This window comes from Pedobacter sp. MR22-3 (assembly GCF_026240075.1).
In the GTDB taxonomy this organism is placed as follows: domain Bacteria; phylum Bacteroidota; class Bacteroidia; order Sphingobacteriales; family Sphingobacteriaceae; genus Pedobacter.
The window spans coordinates 133,214-148,927 of record NZ_JAPIVF010000002.1; the positions used below are offsets into that span (position 1 = coordinate 133,214).

Annotated in this window: 14 protein-coding genes; 11 read left to right on the forward strand and 3 right to left on the reverse strand. The window is 39.9% G+C overall.

Annotated elements, in window-relative coordinates; all coding sequences use genetic code 11:
• Positions 1-103: 103 nt before the first annotated feature.
• From OQ267_RS04400 to OQ267_RS04425, 6 genes are all read left to right on the forward strand, one after another.
• A complete protein-coding gene (locus OQ267_RS04400; protein ID WP_265835042.1) occupies positions 104-1,408 on the forward strand; it encodes an amidohydrolase in 1,305 nt (434 codons plus the stop codon).
• Between the two features lie 105 nt (positions 1,409-1,513).
• Positions 1,514-2,588 (forward strand): peptide chain release factor 2 gene (gene prfB / locus OQ267_RS04405; RefSeq protein WP_216359252.1). Its coding sequence is split into 2 segments (ribosomal slippage): positions 1,514-1,573 and positions 1,575-2,588, totalling 1,074 coding nucleotides; the frame shifts between segments, so codons are not numbered across the junction.
• Between the two features lie 74 nt (positions 2,589-2,662).
• Positions 2,663-2,863 (forward strand): hypothetical protein, encoded by a 201-nt coding sequence (locus OQ267_RS04410; protein ID WP_088302191.1) that lies wholly within the window; start codon positions 2,663-2,665, stop codon positions 2,861-2,863.
• Entirely contained in the window at positions 2,845-3,234 is a 390-nt protein-coding gene (locus OQ267_RS04415) for a type II toxin-antitoxin system VapC family toxin (RefSeq protein ID WP_265835043.1), read from the forward strand. The genes OQ267_RS04410 and OQ267_RS04415 overlap by 19 nt, the downstream gene beginning before the upstream one ends.
• 4 nt (positions 3,235-3,238) lie before the next feature.
• A complete protein-coding gene (locus tag OQ267_RS04420) occupies positions 3,239-4,153 on the forward strand; it encodes an alpha/beta hydrolase (RefSeq protein ID WP_265835044.1) in 915 nt (304 codons plus the stop codon).
• Positions 4,154-4,254: 101 nt separating this feature from the next.
• Positions 4,255-4,803: a hypothetical protein gene (locus tag OQ267_RS04425; RefSeq protein ID WP_265820222.1), complete on the forward strand. Its 549-nt coding sequence runs from the start codon at positions 4,255-4,257 to the stop codon at positions 4,801-4,803.
• Positions 4,804-4,808: 5 nt separating this feature from the next.
• On the opposite strand, the gene OQ267_RS04430 is transcribed toward OQ267_RS04425, so the two are convergent.
• A complete protein-coding gene (locus tag OQ267_RS04430) occupies positions 4,809-5,912 on the reverse strand; it encodes a glycoside hydrolase family 18 protein (RefSeq protein ID WP_265835045.1) in 1,104 nt (367 codons plus the stop codon).
• A 10-nt stretch (positions 5,913-5,922) separates the two neighbouring features.
• A complete protein-coding gene (locus OQ267_RS04435) occupies positions 5,923-6,798 on the reverse strand; it encodes a transglutaminase-like domain-containing protein (protein ID WP_088302196.1) in 876 nt (291 codons plus the stop codon).
• 42 nt (positions 6,799-6,840) lie between these two features.
• Here OQ267_RS04435 and OQ267_RS04440 point away from each other — a divergent pair, with 42 nt between their 5' ends.
• Both OQ267_RS04440 and OQ267_RS04445 read left to right on the forward strand, forming a co-directional pair.
• Positions 6,841-7,629, forward strand: a complete 789-nt coding sequence (locus OQ267_RS04440; RefSeq protein ID WP_265820220.1) for an O-methyltransferase — start codon at positions 6,841-6,843, stop codon at positions 7,627-7,629.
• Complete coding sequence (locus OQ267_RS04445) at positions 7,626-8,297, forward strand: DUF1345 domain-containing protein (RefSeq protein WP_265835046.1); 672 nt, start codon at positions 7,626-7,628, stop codon at positions 8,295-8,297. Before OQ267_RS04440 ends, OQ267_RS04445 begins: the two co-directional genes overlap by 4 nt.
• A 443-nt stretch (positions 8,298-8,740) precedes the next feature.
• Here OQ267_RS04445 and OQ267_RS04450 read toward each other — a convergent pair whose 3' ends face one another.
• Positions 8,741-9,868, reverse strand: coding sequence for a polymerase (locus tag OQ267_RS04450; protein WP_265835047.1), 1,128 nt, complete (start codon positions 9,866-9,868; stop codon positions 8,741-8,743).
• A 236-nt stretch (positions 9,869-10,104) separates the two neighbouring features.
• Between OQ267_RS04450 and OQ267_RS04455 the strand changes: the two genes are divergently transcribed.
• The 3 genes from OQ267_RS04455 (at position 10,105) to OQ267_RS04465 (ending at position 15,708) form a co-directional block, all read left to right on the forward strand.
• Positions 10,105-11,085 carry a deoxyhypusine synthase family protein gene (locus OQ267_RS04455; RefSeq protein WP_265820356.1) on the forward strand — a complete coding sequence of 327 codons (981 nt, stop codon included), beginning with the start codon at positions 10,105-10,107 and terminating at the stop codon, positions 11,083-11,085.
• Positions 11,086-11,337: 252 nt separating this feature from the next.
• Entirely contained in the window at positions 11,338-12,639 is a 1,302-nt protein-coding gene (locus OQ267_RS04460) for a c-type cytochrome (protein ID WP_265820355.1), read from the forward strand.
• Positions 12,640-12,687: 48 nt separating this feature from the next.
• A complete protein-coding gene (locus OQ267_RS04465) occupies positions 12,688-15,708 on the forward strand; it encodes a TAT-variant-translocated molybdopterin oxidoreductase (protein WP_265835048.1) in 3,021 nt (1,006 codons plus the stop codon).
• The last annotated feature ends 6 nt before the right edge of the window (positions 15,709-15,714 follow it).

Consider the following 15,714-nt stretch of genomic DNA (forward strand, 5'->3'; position numbering starts at 1 on the left):
TGCGCTCATTTGTAGCAGTAAGCGAGTAAGGGAGGTTGATTATTGTAATTTCGGGCAAAAATGTATAGCTTAGGTTATCTTAAACTAAACTTCAGTTCCGCTCATGAAATACATCTATCTCGCCGGCTTGTCATTCCTTTCGCTCAACTTATTTGCTCAGAAATCACCTTTAAAAGAAGAGGTTGCTAAAAAAGCTAACGCGATTGAACAAAAAGTGATTACCTGGCGGAGAGATTTTCATGAACATCCCGAATTGGGCAATACAGAGGTCAGAACCGCTGGTATTATCGCTAAACACCTGGAGTCATTGGGCATTCAGGTGACTACCGGTGTGGCCAAAACAGGTGTGGTTGGGGTGTTAAAAGGTGGTAAACCCGGGCCCGTGGTGGCCTTGCGTGCAGATATGGATGGGTTACCCGTAGTGGAAAGGGTTGATCTGCCTTTTGCTTCAAAAGTTAAAACACAATATAACGGGCAGGAAGTTGGCGTAATGCATGCCTGTGGTCATGACAGCCATGTGGCCATATTGATGGGGGGTGCAGAAGTATTGAGTACCATGAAAAAAGATATTCCCGGAACGGTGAAGTTTATTTTTCAGCCTGCTGAGGAAGGCGTATCTGCCGGTGAAGAAGGCGGGGCAGCTTTAATGATTAAAGAAGGTGTTTTAGAAAATCCAAAAGTTGATGTGATTTTTGGCTTGCACATCAATTCTCAAACTGAAGTTGGAAATGTCACTTATCGTCCGGGCGGAACAATGGCTGCCGTGAATGATATGAAGATTACAGTCACTGGTCGTCAGGCACATGGCGCATACCCATGGAGTAGCATTGATCCTATTGTGACTTCAGCTCAGATTATCAATAACCTTCAAACCATTGTCAGCCGAAACCTCAATGTAACCGAAAATCCTGGTGTGGTGACTATTGGTGCTATAAATGGAGGTATCCGTTCTAATATCATTCCGGAAAAAGTAGAAATGCTGGGCACGGTTCGTAATTTCAGTCAGGAAGATGAAGCCATGTTTATCGCGCGCATTAAAACCATTGCCACCAAAACAGCAGAAGCAAATGGTGCAACTGCAGAAGTAAAGATCCCTTACAGCAACCACTATCCGGTTACTTTTAATAATGTCGCCCTCACGGAAAAAATGCTGCCGAGTATGCAGGCGACTGCCGGCAAAGATCATGTATTATTGAGGCCACCGGTTACCGGAGCCGAAGATTTTTCATTCTTCCAGGAAAAAATTCCTGGACTATTTGTGTTTTTAGGTGGTATGCCCAAAGGTAAAGATCCTTTAAAAGCCCCTTCGCACCATACACCCGATTTTTACCTGGATGAAAGTGGTTTTGTATTGGGCGTTAAATTACTTTCCAACCTTACGCTTGATTATTTGGCGATGAAAAAATAAAAAAGTGTAATTCTGGATCACTTTAACTGATTTTACCGTAACGTTTCGCTTTGATCCTCATCTGGCTATGCCTGATGCTCAATCCGATTTTATATATTTGCCACTATGACAAAAGAAAACTTGCAGGATTTAAGGGACAGAGTAACGTCCCTGAGGAGGCATCTTTGACGTTGATGAGCTCCTTTACGCCATTCGCGAAGAAGAAAAATTAACCATGGCACCCGATTTCTGGGATGATCCAAAAAAAGCAGAAAAAATTCTGGCTGAAATCAGTTCCAAGAAAAAATGGACAGATGGTTTCAATGATACCCATAATGCTGTGGAAGATGCGGCGGTGATGCTGGAGTTTTTCCAGGCTGGCGATGCTTCAGAAGCAGAGATGAAGGAACAGTTTGAAGCCAGTACCAGGGCCGTTGAAGAACTGGAACTGAAAAACATGTTGCGCAACAAGGAAGATCAGCTTTCTGCAGTGATGCAGATTACCGCTGGGGCCGGTGGAACAGAAAGTTGCGACTGGGCTTATATGCTCATGCGGATGTACATCATGTGGGGTGAGAAAAACGGATATAAAATAACGGAACAGGATAGTCAGGAAGGGGAGATTGCCGGGATTAAATCGGTTACCCTCCAGTTCGACGGTGATTTTTCTTACGGATACCTGAAAGGTGAAAACGGCGTTCACCGTTTAGTGAGGATTTCACCTTTTGATTCCAATGCCCGAAGACACACTTCTTTTGCTTCGGTATATGTTTATCCTCTGGTAGATGATACGATTCAGATCGACATTAATCCGGCTGATATTGAATTTGAAACTTTCAGGGCGGGTGGTGCCGGCGGACAAAACGTAAACAAGGTGGAAACAGCCGTTCGTTTATACCACAAACCGTCAGGCATTATTATTAAAAACCAGGAATCAAGATCGCAATTGCAGAACAAAGAAAACGCCATTCGTTTATTAAAATCTCAGTTATATGAGGTAGAGGAACGTAAACGGAATGAAGCCATTGCAGCGGTAGAAGGATCGAAGAAAAAGATAGAATGGGGTTCGCAAATCAGAAGTTATGTGTTAGATGACAGGCGGGTTAAAGATCACCGAACGAACTACCAGACCTCAAATCCTGATGCCGTATTAAATGGTGATATCAACGACTTTTTGAAAGCTTATTTAATGGAATTTTAATCCTGGAGATTTGATTAGCTAAATTTAAATCTTTGTATATTTGATTAGCAAGTATTAATATTAATTAAATCATTATGAATACATTAACGATAGAATTAACCAATCAAAAAGCCTATAAACTTTTAAAGGAATTAGAAGAGTTACATCTTATTAAGGTAATCAATGATTCAACTAAAATATCCACTCTTCGAAATCAAATTAAAAGTCCGATGAATACTGAATCTATTGATGCACAATTAAATCATTTACGTGAGGAATGGCACAGAGATATTTAATTGATACATCTGCTGCCATAAAATATTTAAATGGAACATTCCCATTAAAAGGTTTAATCTTTATGGATGATGTTTTAGATGTTGAATCTGTATTGTCATTTATCTCAGAAATAGAATTGCAGGTATGGAATCCTATTAATCCGGATGATATCAATATTTACAGGCAATTTGTTTCCAACTCCATTATCTTATTTCTGGAAAATGGGATTATTGCCGAGACGATAAGAGTTAGAAAAACTTATCATCTTAAATTACCTGATGCATTGATTGCTGCTACCTGTTTAATTAATAATCTAATGCTAATAGCTGACAATGATAAGGATTTTGCTAAAGTTGAATCTCTAATATGTATTAATCCAAATAATTTATAAAACAGTGAATAGACTATTCTTAATTTTGATCATTTCTCATTGTATTATTATCACAAAAGCCCAGGAAGTTATTCCCCTTTACGCAGGAAATATTCCTGGTGCAAAACCAACCCCGTCAGATTATATAGAAAATATTGAAACGCGTGCGAATGGTACTTTAAGTATCACCAAAGTTGCTGTACCCACACTTACGGTTTTCGAAGCACCAAAAGATATTGCTACGGGTACAGCGGTAATCATTTGTCCGGGTGGTGGTTATGGCGCTTTAGCTTTTAGTCATGAAGGCATTGATGTGGCCAAACGTTTTAATGCCATTGGTATTACCGCTTTTGTCTTGAAATACCGTTTGCCAAGTGATCAGATCATGACGGAGAAAACCTATGGCCCCTTGCAGGATGCGCAGCAAGCCATTTATCTGGTGCGGAAAAATGCCAGGAAATATGGCATTAAAAAGAATAAAATCGGCATCATGGGCTTTTCAGCCGGTGGGCATTTTGCTTCAACCCTGATTACGCATTATCATGATATAAAAATTGCCGACCCTGAAAAAATTGATCTCCGGCCAGATTTTGGCATATTGGTTTATCCGGTAATTAGTTTTGAAGAATCTGTTCATACCGGAACAATGAAAAACTTACTGGGCGATTACCCGACAGATAGTTTGAAACATTATTTCTCAGCAAATAAAAACATCAACAGGAAATCTCCGCCGGTGTTTTTCGTTCATGCAAAGGATGACAACGCGGTTCCTTATGCTAATAGTATTTTAATGCATGATGCTTTGAAGAGCCATGGTATATCTTCTGAAGTTTATCTTTATGAAAAAGGTGGTCATGGCTTTGGCCTCATCAATAAAACCTCAAATGTGGATTGGTTTAACCTGATGGCAAACTGGCTTAAAGCGCAAAAAATGAATTAGCTTGTTGCTTAAATACCAGGAATTAAGCTGGCTGCCAAAAGATTAAGACTTGCAAATTTTTAATATATTTGCTGCTAGTAATTACGCTCAATGCTGTGAAGATGAATAACCAGATTAAATACCTCATGGTGGCTCTTGTAGCCATTATTTCGATTGCAAGTTGTAGAAAAGAAATTGATTGGGACGGTTTAGGGCCGAACACAAGTCCTGAAAGTAGTAATGGTGGAGCTACCTCTGAATATTTCATTACTTTTAAGGCAGATGGTATTGCTATAACTGAAAAGGAAGTTTCAGCAGTGAGAAATACAAGTTCAACACCTAGATCATTAACCATTTTAGGTACTATGGCTAATGGCACAGCGCCAAGACTTAAATTCTTTAGTAATGAGTCAGTTATCGGATTTTCGCCGGGATTAAATACAGGGAATAGCGATTACACCTATCCATTTTCATATGTAGAATATACAAATGCATCAAACGCTTTATATTCGACTATTAATGATAGCGAAGGTATTTATTTCTTTTATTCTGATGTGGCATACACTAATGGTGGTATAATAAAGGGATCGTTTAGTGGTCAGGTAAAAGGAACAAATGGTGCTATCATTAAAATTACTGAGGGCAAATTTAATTTAAAATTCAGCAATTAGATTTATTATTGATGGGGTAACGCTTCATGAATTGTCTGAAGTAAGCCACCACTATAAGGGTCATCATTCAATTCCCAGAACATGATCCCGTTCAGTTTTTGATCGATAATATATCTGGTTTTTAGTGCTATAGATTTCTTATCATCAAATGTAACCAAACGTTTGGCGGTGGCATTGTAATAATATGGCGCTTTAGCCACATCATCCCAATAGTACTGATAGCCACTGTCTTTACTGAAAAAGGTTTTGTAATCTCTGGATGAAACACCATCCAGAAATTTAGTAGGCTGATATAAGCCATGATTCGCATCCGTGGTATTCTCAAATATTCGTCCATAGAATGCCGCACCTAAGGCAATTTTATCTGGCGGAACACCATATTTGATCATTTCTTTAATGGCATAATCTGCTGATGACTGTTGCTGCGGCGTAGAATAAAGTGGCGTATGGTGACCGCTGATTTTGGCATAACCGCCTACCAGATCATAGCTCATTAAATTAACACGATCAACCAATGGCATCACTTTTTTCCATTCAAAGCATGAATCCAGACAGTTTTTATTGCCACCGGCAGCAAAGCTAATTTCGGCTTTCCTGCCCAGTTCATCTCTTAAAGCCTTAATCAGCAAAGTGAAATTTTGTTTGTCAGCTGCCATGTATTTGTGCCCTGGATAACCTTCAACTGCCGGGTATTCCCAATCGATATCAATTCCATCAGCTTTGAAATAATTCAATAAGGCTTTTGTGGTTTGGGCAAAAGTTTTCCGGCCACTGGCCCGGCTAAAAACTTCGGAGCAATTCGGGCAGGCACTCCAGCCGCCCATGGCAATCATCACTTTTAAATCGGGATTTCTTTTTTTTAAATGTACCATTCTGGCAATCAAAGCAGAATCTTTAGCAGAACTGATGTAAAGGCTATCACCTTTTAAGTGACCAAAACTATAAATCAGGTGACTGATCTTTTCAACCGGAAAACTATCGATCACTGTTCCATTACCCGTATAGTAGGCAATCACATTCGGTTTAAGAGGTTTTTGAGCAAAAAGACTGGTGCTGAAAAATATTGCTGTAAAACTAAAAAAGGTAAAAAAAAGTGACTTAGACTGCATGCTGAAAATTTTAATGGGTATTTGGCTCTTCTTTTAAAATATCTTGTAATTCATTTAGTTCTGCTGCTTTTTCTGTTGCACCGGCATTTTCATAAGCAGAAATCAGGTTTCTGATCACCCTGCGAATGATATCTGTATTGCTGCAGGGCTTATAATATTCTGGCAACGGCTCTAAATTGAGCTGACGCAGAAACTGGTCTACATCATGCTTACCAAAAATATTGCCCCGGTTAAAGGCATTAATATAGAATAAAACACTATAATCCGTTCCTTCCTGTTTGCTGTCGTCAATATAACCTAAAATAAAATGTTGAGGCAAATTGATACCATAAACAGGTAAATCCAATTTCTGGGCAAGGGTAGAATAAATGATGGCCAGTGAAATCTGATTGCCTTTTTTACTTTCTAAAACCTGGTTTAAATAAGAGTTTTGTGGATCATGGTGGTTTTTCGTATTGCCGCCAAAGCCATATTGCTGGTACAATACATGGTTGATGAGTTTAACCTTTTCTACAGAACTCATCTCATATTGCAAACCCAGCCAGATATCGCGTTTGATTTCTTCCATCTGGATGATGATTTTTTGTTCATCCAGATCAGGATATTGATAGCGGTTAATAATCATGGCACCCTGAAGCAGATCAAATGCACCACTCAGATACCATAAATTTAAATCTTCTTTAACCGTACTAAACTGAATCTGGTGAACGATATTTTCGATGCGCTCCTGTAAAAGTCCATCAAAAGACTGCTCCCAGGCATTTTCCAGATAGTGGATCACTTCACCACCATATTCCAGTAATTTTTTTTCTACATGATGATAAACTTCTTCATCAGGATCATCAAGTAATTTAACTAAAGCACTTATCTCTGTGATATTTTCCATAAAACATATAACCTGTATGCGGCGATTAATTACTTTTGCAATATGCTATTTCAATTTATTACCGATTATCTTAAACACCAATTAACAGCTAAAACCAGACACGGTACACACTCACCCTTTGTGTACAAGCTTGCAGATGAGGTAATTTACGATTTTACCGACAAATCTGAATACAAAACAATAGAAGCGCAAAGAAAAAAACTTTTTTCTGACGAATCCACTATAACCGTTACTGACTTGGGGGCCGGTTCTCATCTCAATAAAAATCGTACAAAGAAAGTCAATCAGATTGCACAGAACGCACTTAAGAGTCCGCGTTTAGCCAAATTGATATATCGTTTGGCAAAAGATACCGGGCCTAAAACAGCCATTGAACTGGGCACCTGTTTAGGTATCACTACTTCCTATTTATCTAAAGCCTGTCCGGAGGCTGAAATTATCACGATTGAAGGTTGTCCGCAAACTGCTGAAGTTGCCCATCAAAACTTTAAAGATCTTGACCTGCAAAATGTCGAACTTCATGTAGGGAACTTTGACCTTATCCTGCCAGATATTATCGCGAAGCAACCGAGTCTGGATTTCGTTTACATTGATGGCAACCATAGAAAAGATGCCACTTTGAATTACTTTAAATGGTGCCTGCCGAAAGTAACTGAACATTCATTGCTTATTTTTGATGATATTTACTGGAGCCAGGGCATGAAAGAAGCCTGGGAAGAGATTAAAAGCCATCCGGATGTGACCGTAACGATCGATTTATTCTGGATCGGTTTGGTTTATTTTAAGAAAGGTCAGGCAAAAGAACATTTTAAATTAAAATTTAAACAGTGAACATCGAACCGAAATTAAAGGGCATTCAAAAGTTATCTGCTTTATATATACTGCTGATCAGTTTGCTGGTAGGTATTGCTGGCTATTTTATTGCGTTGCCGCTTCAATTCGGAACTTTAACCCATATGATGTTTGGCTGGGATCTTTTTTGCCTGGTTTTAATCAGCCTGCACTGGTACATGTTTTTTCATACTTCTGTAGCGCAAACCCATTTAAAGGCCGTTAGGCAGGATGAAACCCGGGGCGAGATCTTTGCCGTTGTGGTGGTTTCTACCTTCGCAGGCTTACTTGCCGTGGTTTTATTATTAATTGATCAGGATATCAGGCCATTTGACCTCATCATCGCCATATCAGGCATGTTCTTATCCTGGTTTTTGGTGCATACTACCTTCAGTATGCGTTATGCCCATCTTTATTACGAAACCATTGATCAGGGCGATGCCCGGAAAAAAGGCTCCGGATTGGATTTCCCCGGGAATGAAGCACCAGATTTCATTGATTTCGCTTATTTTTCTTTTGTTCTCGGCATGACTTTTCAGGTTTCTGATGTGGAAATTTCTTCCCGGAGAATCCGCCGGCTTTCGTTACTTCACAGTTTAATTGCTTTTGTATTTAATACAGTTATTGTGGCATTGACTATAAATGCACTGGCCGGGTTAGGAAAGTAATGTTTGTTGTATGGTTATAGGCATTGCAGCTTTTCTGATTTGATGATGCAAAATTCTTTATTTTATTGGCCTTTCTATACAGATGATCTGAAAATAGTGGCATCCTTTATGACCTGTTCTTCACCATTTCTGGTCTGGTTGATTACCTTTTGGGTAACCGATGGGTTAACAAAGGGTAAGCAAGGGGTTAACAAAGGGTAAGCTAAGGGTTAACCAAGGGTACAGAAAAGGTTAACAAAAGGTAATGCAATGTCGAACAAATGGTAATAACAGATTCATGCAGCTGATATCTAAGGCCTCGCTGGCGCACGCGTGTCGCGTGTGAGAGATGAATAAATTTGTAGCAAAGCCCGGCAGAGAAATGTCGGGCTTTGCTATTTACTTCGCGAAAGCTCAAATCTGCCTGTGAGAGAAGTAAGATGAACCATAGACTATGCTATTTTTTAAAAAGCCTCCGCTATACTAATATAAAATCCACTCTGGCGTTTTTCATTGGCCCTTTTTTCACCAATACCATAATCTAAACGGATACTGATACCTTTTTCCGGATCAAAGAAATACCTCAAACCTGCGCCGTAATTAGGTTTAAATGAACGGATAGAAAAATGATCAATGCCCCAAACTGTTCCGGTTCCTCCGAAGGCTGTCGCACCAAAACGGTTACTGTACCGGTACCGCAATTCGGCCTGAAAGGCCAGGAGGTTTTCATCACGGTAACGTCCGCCATAATAGCCGCGCATCATTTCATCATTGCCCATTTGCGGAAGGAGGTAAACAGGTGTGTTTTTACCCATAACGGTATTGTATAAGCCCTGCATCCCAATGGCAAAACTTTTATTTAATTTCCAGAAGTTCCGTGCATCAATTTTGATCTGGCTGCCGGTAAAGTTGTCTGCTGAGAAAACAGCGGGCGCATATTGGTACGTACCCCTTATAAAGAAGCCTTTTGTGGTGTAATTATTATTGTTTCTCGAATCATAACTTTGTGATACGCCTACATAAAAAACACTTCCTGATCTGTTATTATAATAAGCATCACGACTAAAAATGCCATCAGCTACCAAATCGCGGTATTTATAATTCTCAAAACCTAAAGAAACGCCCGTATAGGCTTTCGGTAACAGTTGTTTCTCGGCCTGAAGCAATATTTTAATCTGTTGCTGGATGAGTTTGTCTTCATTCGTTTCTTCGGTGCTGTTCCCAATACCATAAAAATTAAAGGGCATCCGTTTGAAACGTAACTCTCCTATATAATGTAGCGTATTACCTCTGCCCCAGATGTCAATCATGGAACTCATGTTATAGGCTTTCAAAGTAGAATAGTTCAGGTTAAGTGTAATTGATGAAGGGCGGTTAAGCGTATCCTGCCGGTCAGCATAAAAGCCAACAATAGCACCCACGCCAAACTGAAATCCAGTTTCCTGGGCATAACCAAATGAAGGGATGGGTAAAAAACTCGCCTTTCTCAGCGTATCTTTCTCGTTAGAAAGCATTTTTTTTATCAGTTTCATTTGAGCAAATGCGCTTCCACACAGGATTACAAATACGAAGAGGAAATAAATTTTTTTCATCGCCGCAAATTAACTGAATTTTTATTTAAGATTTATTGATTCGTGGGTCAATGGTTCATTAGTCCTTGTTCTTTACTCCTTACTCTTTGCTCTTTCTTCCTTGCTCCTTGCTCCCTGTTCCTTACTCTTTGTCGCATAAGATGATTTACTTTGCCTGCCTTGCGAAAAACTTTGCAGTCTTTGCGGTTAAATTTCAAGCTAAATGCCTATTTTTGCGCCAAATAAGACAAAACAAAATGAGCAATACAAGAGGACCGATATCTCAGTTTATGGAGCGCAATTACCTCCATTTTAATGCTGCTGCTATGATGGATGCGGCTAAGGGTTATGAAACGCATTTGGATGAAGGTGGTAAAATGATGATCACGCTCGCTGGTGCGATGAGTACTGCAGAATTGGGTATTTCCCTTGCGGAGATGATCCGCCAGGATAAAGTGGCCATCATTTCTTGTACAGGTGCCAATCTGGAAGAGGATATTATGAACCTGGTTGCCCACTCACACTATAAACGCGTACCCAACTATCGTGATTTAAGTCCGCAGGATGAATGGGATCTTTTAGAAAACCATTACAACCGGGTTACGGATACTTGTATTCCGGAAGAAGAAGCCTTCCGTCGCCTGCAAAAACATATTCATAAAATCTGGAAAGATGCAGATACGGCTGGAGAAAGATATTTTCCGCACGAGTTTATGTACAAAATGCTTTTAAGTGGCGATTTGGAGCAGTATTATGAAATTGATCCGAAAAATTCATGGATGCTGGCTGCAGCAGAGAAGAACTTGCCGATTGTTGTTCCGGGATGGGAAGATTCTACCATGGGTAACATTTTCGCCTCTTATGTGATGAAAAAAGAGTTACAGGCTACAACCATGAAAAGTGGTATTGAATATATGGGCTGGCTGGCCGATTGGTACATTGCAAACAGTGGCGGCAAGGGCATCGGATTTTTCCAGATTGGTGGCGGTATAGCCGGTGATTTCCCTATCTGTGTGGTGCCGATGTTATATCAGGATATGGAAATGGAGAATATTCCTTTCTGGAGCTACTTCTGCCAGATCTCAGATTCTACTACCTCATACGGATCTTATTCAGGTGCGGTACCAAATGAAAAAATAACCTGGGGTAAATTGGATATCCATACGCCAAAATTCATTGTAGAAAGTGATGCGACGATTGTTGCACCACTAATGTTTGCCTGGATATTAAAACAATAAGAAGTAAAACTGAATAATACAAATTGATTCGGTGATGCCCATTTATGATCATGATCAAAATGGGCATTTTTATTGCCTGAATGGCTAGAATCGACATTTGTTTAGAATGATTATAAATTGTATTTCCGGTCACTATTATGTCATGGGATTTATTAATAAGTTATACTTTTGTTCAAGTTTTGATGGGGCTATCTTGGTTCAGGCATCAATTTCACAACAAAAAGTAAATTAAATAAGTATAAAGTGTTCATTATGAGAGATATCTCGATGATTTTAAAAAGCGTTTGGAAGTCGTTATTCGTATTTTCAGCAGTTTCTGTAATAGCGGTTTCGACTGTTAACGCGCAGGATGCTAAAGAGGGGAGAACGCTTTTCAAGGCTAAATGTTCGTCATGCCACGCCTTAGATGCGAAATTAGTCGGTCCGGCCTTAACCGGAGTAACCGATCGCCATTCAGAAGAATTCCTTTTAAAATGGATTCCTAATTCTCAGGCGTTAATCGCATCCGGTAATCCGGAAGCTGTTAAATTGTACAATGAAAACGGAAAAGTTGCCATGACTTCTTTCCCTGAATTAGACGAAGCTAAAGTAAAAGATATCTTAGCCTACATTCAGGAAGGTGAGCCGAAACCGGTTCCTGGTACTGGAGATGCTGCAGGTGCTTCAGCTAAAGATGAAGGTACTTCAGGTTTATCTATCGCAGGTATTGTGGCCATTGTGGTTATCGCCATCGTGATTTTGGTGATTTTAGGTCGTGCCAGCAAATTATTGGAGCGCTTAATTCTTCAGAAACAGGGCATTGAGACTGAAGAGGATGTACCCTTGAAAGTGGGCGTTCGTAAAATGTTTAAAAACAAGAAGTTCGTGATGTTCTTCATCTTGTGTTTAATCATTGCGTTAGGTTCATTCGGTTGGATGGGGATGTGGAATACAGGTGTTCACACCGGTTATCAGCCAGTACAACCCATTAAATTCTCTCATGAATTGCATGCCGGAGTTAACCAGATTGATTGTCAGTATTGTCACAATGGTGCCTTTAAATCTAAAAATGCAACCATTCCGTCATTAAACGTTTGTATGAACTGCCATAAAGCGGTACAGGCAAGAGATAAATATGATGGTGAGATTTCTCCGGAGATTAAAAAAATCTACAATGCTTTGGGTTATGATCCTGAAACGCAGAAATACGATGAAAGTAAATCAAAACCAATGGAGTGGGTGCGTGTGCACAACCTGCCTGATTTTGCTTACTTCAATCACTCTCAGCACGTAGTGGTTGCAGAGGATGCCATTCGTAAAGCAAAAGGTTTACAACCAACTGAGCCAGTATGTTTTGCTTGTCACGGTCCGGTTAATACCATGGAAGAGATTTATCAATACTCTCCGTTAACCATGAAATGGTGTATTAACTGCCATAAGGAAACTGATATTTCCGGACAGAAAAATAATGCTTTCTATGTGAAGGTAATCGAAGCGCACGAGAAAATTAAAAAAGGCGAAAAAGTTACCCCGGCATTATTGGGTGGTTTAGAGTGTGGTAAATGCCACTATTAATAGATAGAGTTTAGTAAGAACGTTCGAATAAACAGTAATATAGCTTAAATGGAAAGCAACAAAAAATACTGGAAAGGCTTAGAGGAGTATAACAATACACCCGATTTTGTTAAGAATAACAAAAACGAATTTGCCGAGCCACTTCCAATAGAAGATGTTTTAAATGAAGCAGGGTTGAGTACCGTTACCCCACGCCGCGACTTTTTAAAGGCGTTAGGTTTTGGTTTGGGTGCAGTTACTTTGGCTGCATGTCAAACAGCCCCGATTCATAAATCTATTCCTTATCTGGTAAAGCCTGAGGAGGTTACGCCAGGTATTCCCAACTATTATACCTCAAGCTTTAATGGCCAGAGTATCTTAGTGAAAACAAGAGAAGGCCGTCCGATCAAAATTGAACCAAATCCTAATGCAGGTGAGTTCAATTGCGGAACAGACGCCAGAGCACAGGCTTCAGTTTTAGATTTATATGATGTATCTAAACTTAAGGCACCGGTGCTTAAAAATGAAGAAACCACCTGGGCTAAATTAGATGGTTTTGTTAAAACAGAACTGGCTAAAGCACAGGCTTCAGGTAAAAAGATTCGTATTGTAGCGTCAACTGTAAACAGTCCTTCTACCAATGCAGTTATTGCACAATTCATTACGAAATATCCTGCTGCCAAACTGGTTCAGTATGATGCGGTTTCTTATACCGGGATCATTCAGGCCAATCAAAACAGTTTCGGAAAAGCGGTTTTACCAAAATACAATTTTAATCAGGCAGATTTAATTGTGAGCTTTGGTGCAGATTTTCTGGGCACATGGATCAGTGGTGAAGAGTATACTGCGCAATACACTTCAAACCGTAACTACAAATCTCTAGCAGGTAAAAAAATGAGCCGCCACATTCAGATTGAAAGTGGTATGAGCTTAACAGGTACCAATGCAGATACCCGGGTTCCGGTAAAATTATCTGAAGAGGGACCTGCTTTAATTGCTTTATATAATGCCATCACCGGTCAGTCACTGCCAGGTGGTACGTTAGGAAACAATACCACTGCTGATAAAGTAATTAAGTTAGCTGCAAAAGAATTAACTCAAAATAAAGGCAAAGGCCTTGTGGTTTGTGGTTCGAACGATGTTTCTACTCAAATCCTTGTTAATGCGATTAATGCTGCAATCGGCAGTTATGGTACGACTATTGATTTAGATAATCCTTGCTATTTATATGCAGGTAATGATGCTGAATTTAATGGTTTAGTGACCGAAATGAGTCGTGGTGAAGTTGGTGCAGTTTTATTCTTAAACAGCAACCCGGCTTATGACTACCTGGATACAAAGAAATTTGAGGCTGCATTGAAAAATGTTCCGGCTAAGATTTCCTTTGCAGACAGGGCTGATGAAACCGCTTCACTTTGTGATGCCATCGCCATCAACCACAATTATTTAGAATCCTGGGGTGATGCAAATGCTTATGAAGGATATTATTCGATCGTTCAGCCAACCATCAACCCGGTTTTCAACAGCCGCCAGGCAGAAGAAAGTTTATTGGTATGGGCTGATGCTCCGGTAAAAGATTACTATCAGTATGTGCGCAGCAACTGGGAAACTAAAATGCTGCCTGCACTTGGTTTAAAATGGAACGATGTACTGGAAAAAGGTGTGATCAATGTGGCACCAAAAACTGCTGCAGCGTATTCATTCACACAATCTGTAGCACCTGTTGCAGCTTCAATTTTAAACAGAAGCAAATCTTTAGCGAAAGACATCGAGTTACAGGTGTATGAAAATATCCCAATGCGCGATGGTAAAAATGCCAATAATGCATTCTTACAGGAGTTACCTGATCCGGTTTCTAAAGTAACCTGGGATAACTATGTGGCCATTGCACCAAAATACGCTGAGAAATTAAAAGTTAAAGAATTTGACGTGGTTACTGTAAAAGGTACAAACGGATATTCAATAGATTTACCTGTATTGATCCAACCCGGACAAGCACAGGGAACTGCATCCATCGCATTGGGTTATGGCCGTACTAAAGTAGGTAAAGCTGGTAACGAAGTGGGTAAAAATGCTTTCCCTTTTGTTTCTTTTGTAAACGGTACCATGCAGTATGCTACTTCAGTAACCATTACGCCAACAGGCGGTTACTATGAGTTGGCGCAAACACAAACACACCACTCTTTCGAAGGTCGTGCAGTAATTAAAGAGGCTACTTTCAAAGAATACTTAAAAGATCCTGCTGCCGGTAACGAAAAGGGAGAGCACAAAGATTATGATCTTTGGGATCAGTATGAGAAACCAGGAAATAACTGGGTAATGGCCATTGATCTGAATGCCTGTACAGGTTGCGGATCATGTGTAGTGGCTTGTAATGTTGAAAATAATATTCCTGTTGTAGGTCGTGACGAGGTTCGCCGCCGCCGTGAAATGCACTGGATTCGTATTGACCGTTATTACAGTTACGAAACAAAAGATGGTGATGTAACCAGGGAAAAAGAAATTGCAAAACTGGAAGACCTGGATCATGTTTCTGTTGTTCACCAACCGATGTTGTGTCAACATTGTGACCACGCACCTTGTGAAACAGTTTGCCCGGTATTGGCAACAGTACACTCTTCTGATGGTTTAAACCAAATGGCGTATAACCGTTGTGTAGGTACCCGTTACTGTGCAAATAACTGTCCGTACAAAGTTCGTCGCTTCAACTGGTTCAACTACTGGAATGATTCACGTTTTGATAACTATTTAAATAACGAGTTTACACAACTGGTTTTAAACCCTGATGTCACTACACGTTCACGTGGGGTAATGGAAAAATGCTCAATGTGTATTCAGCGTATCCAGGCAGGTAAACTAACAGCCAAATTACAGAAGCGTCCGTTAAAGGATGGTGATATTAAAATGGCTTGTCAAGAAGCATGTTCAGCAAATGCAATTGTATTTGGTGATGCAAACGATCCTAATTCAGAAGTTTCAAAAGCTTTACGTTCTGAGCGTATCTACTACGTATTGGAAGAAATCAACGTGAAACCAGGTATCGGATATATGACTAAAATTAGAAATACAGATCCATCAGTACAAGCGTAAGCTTTA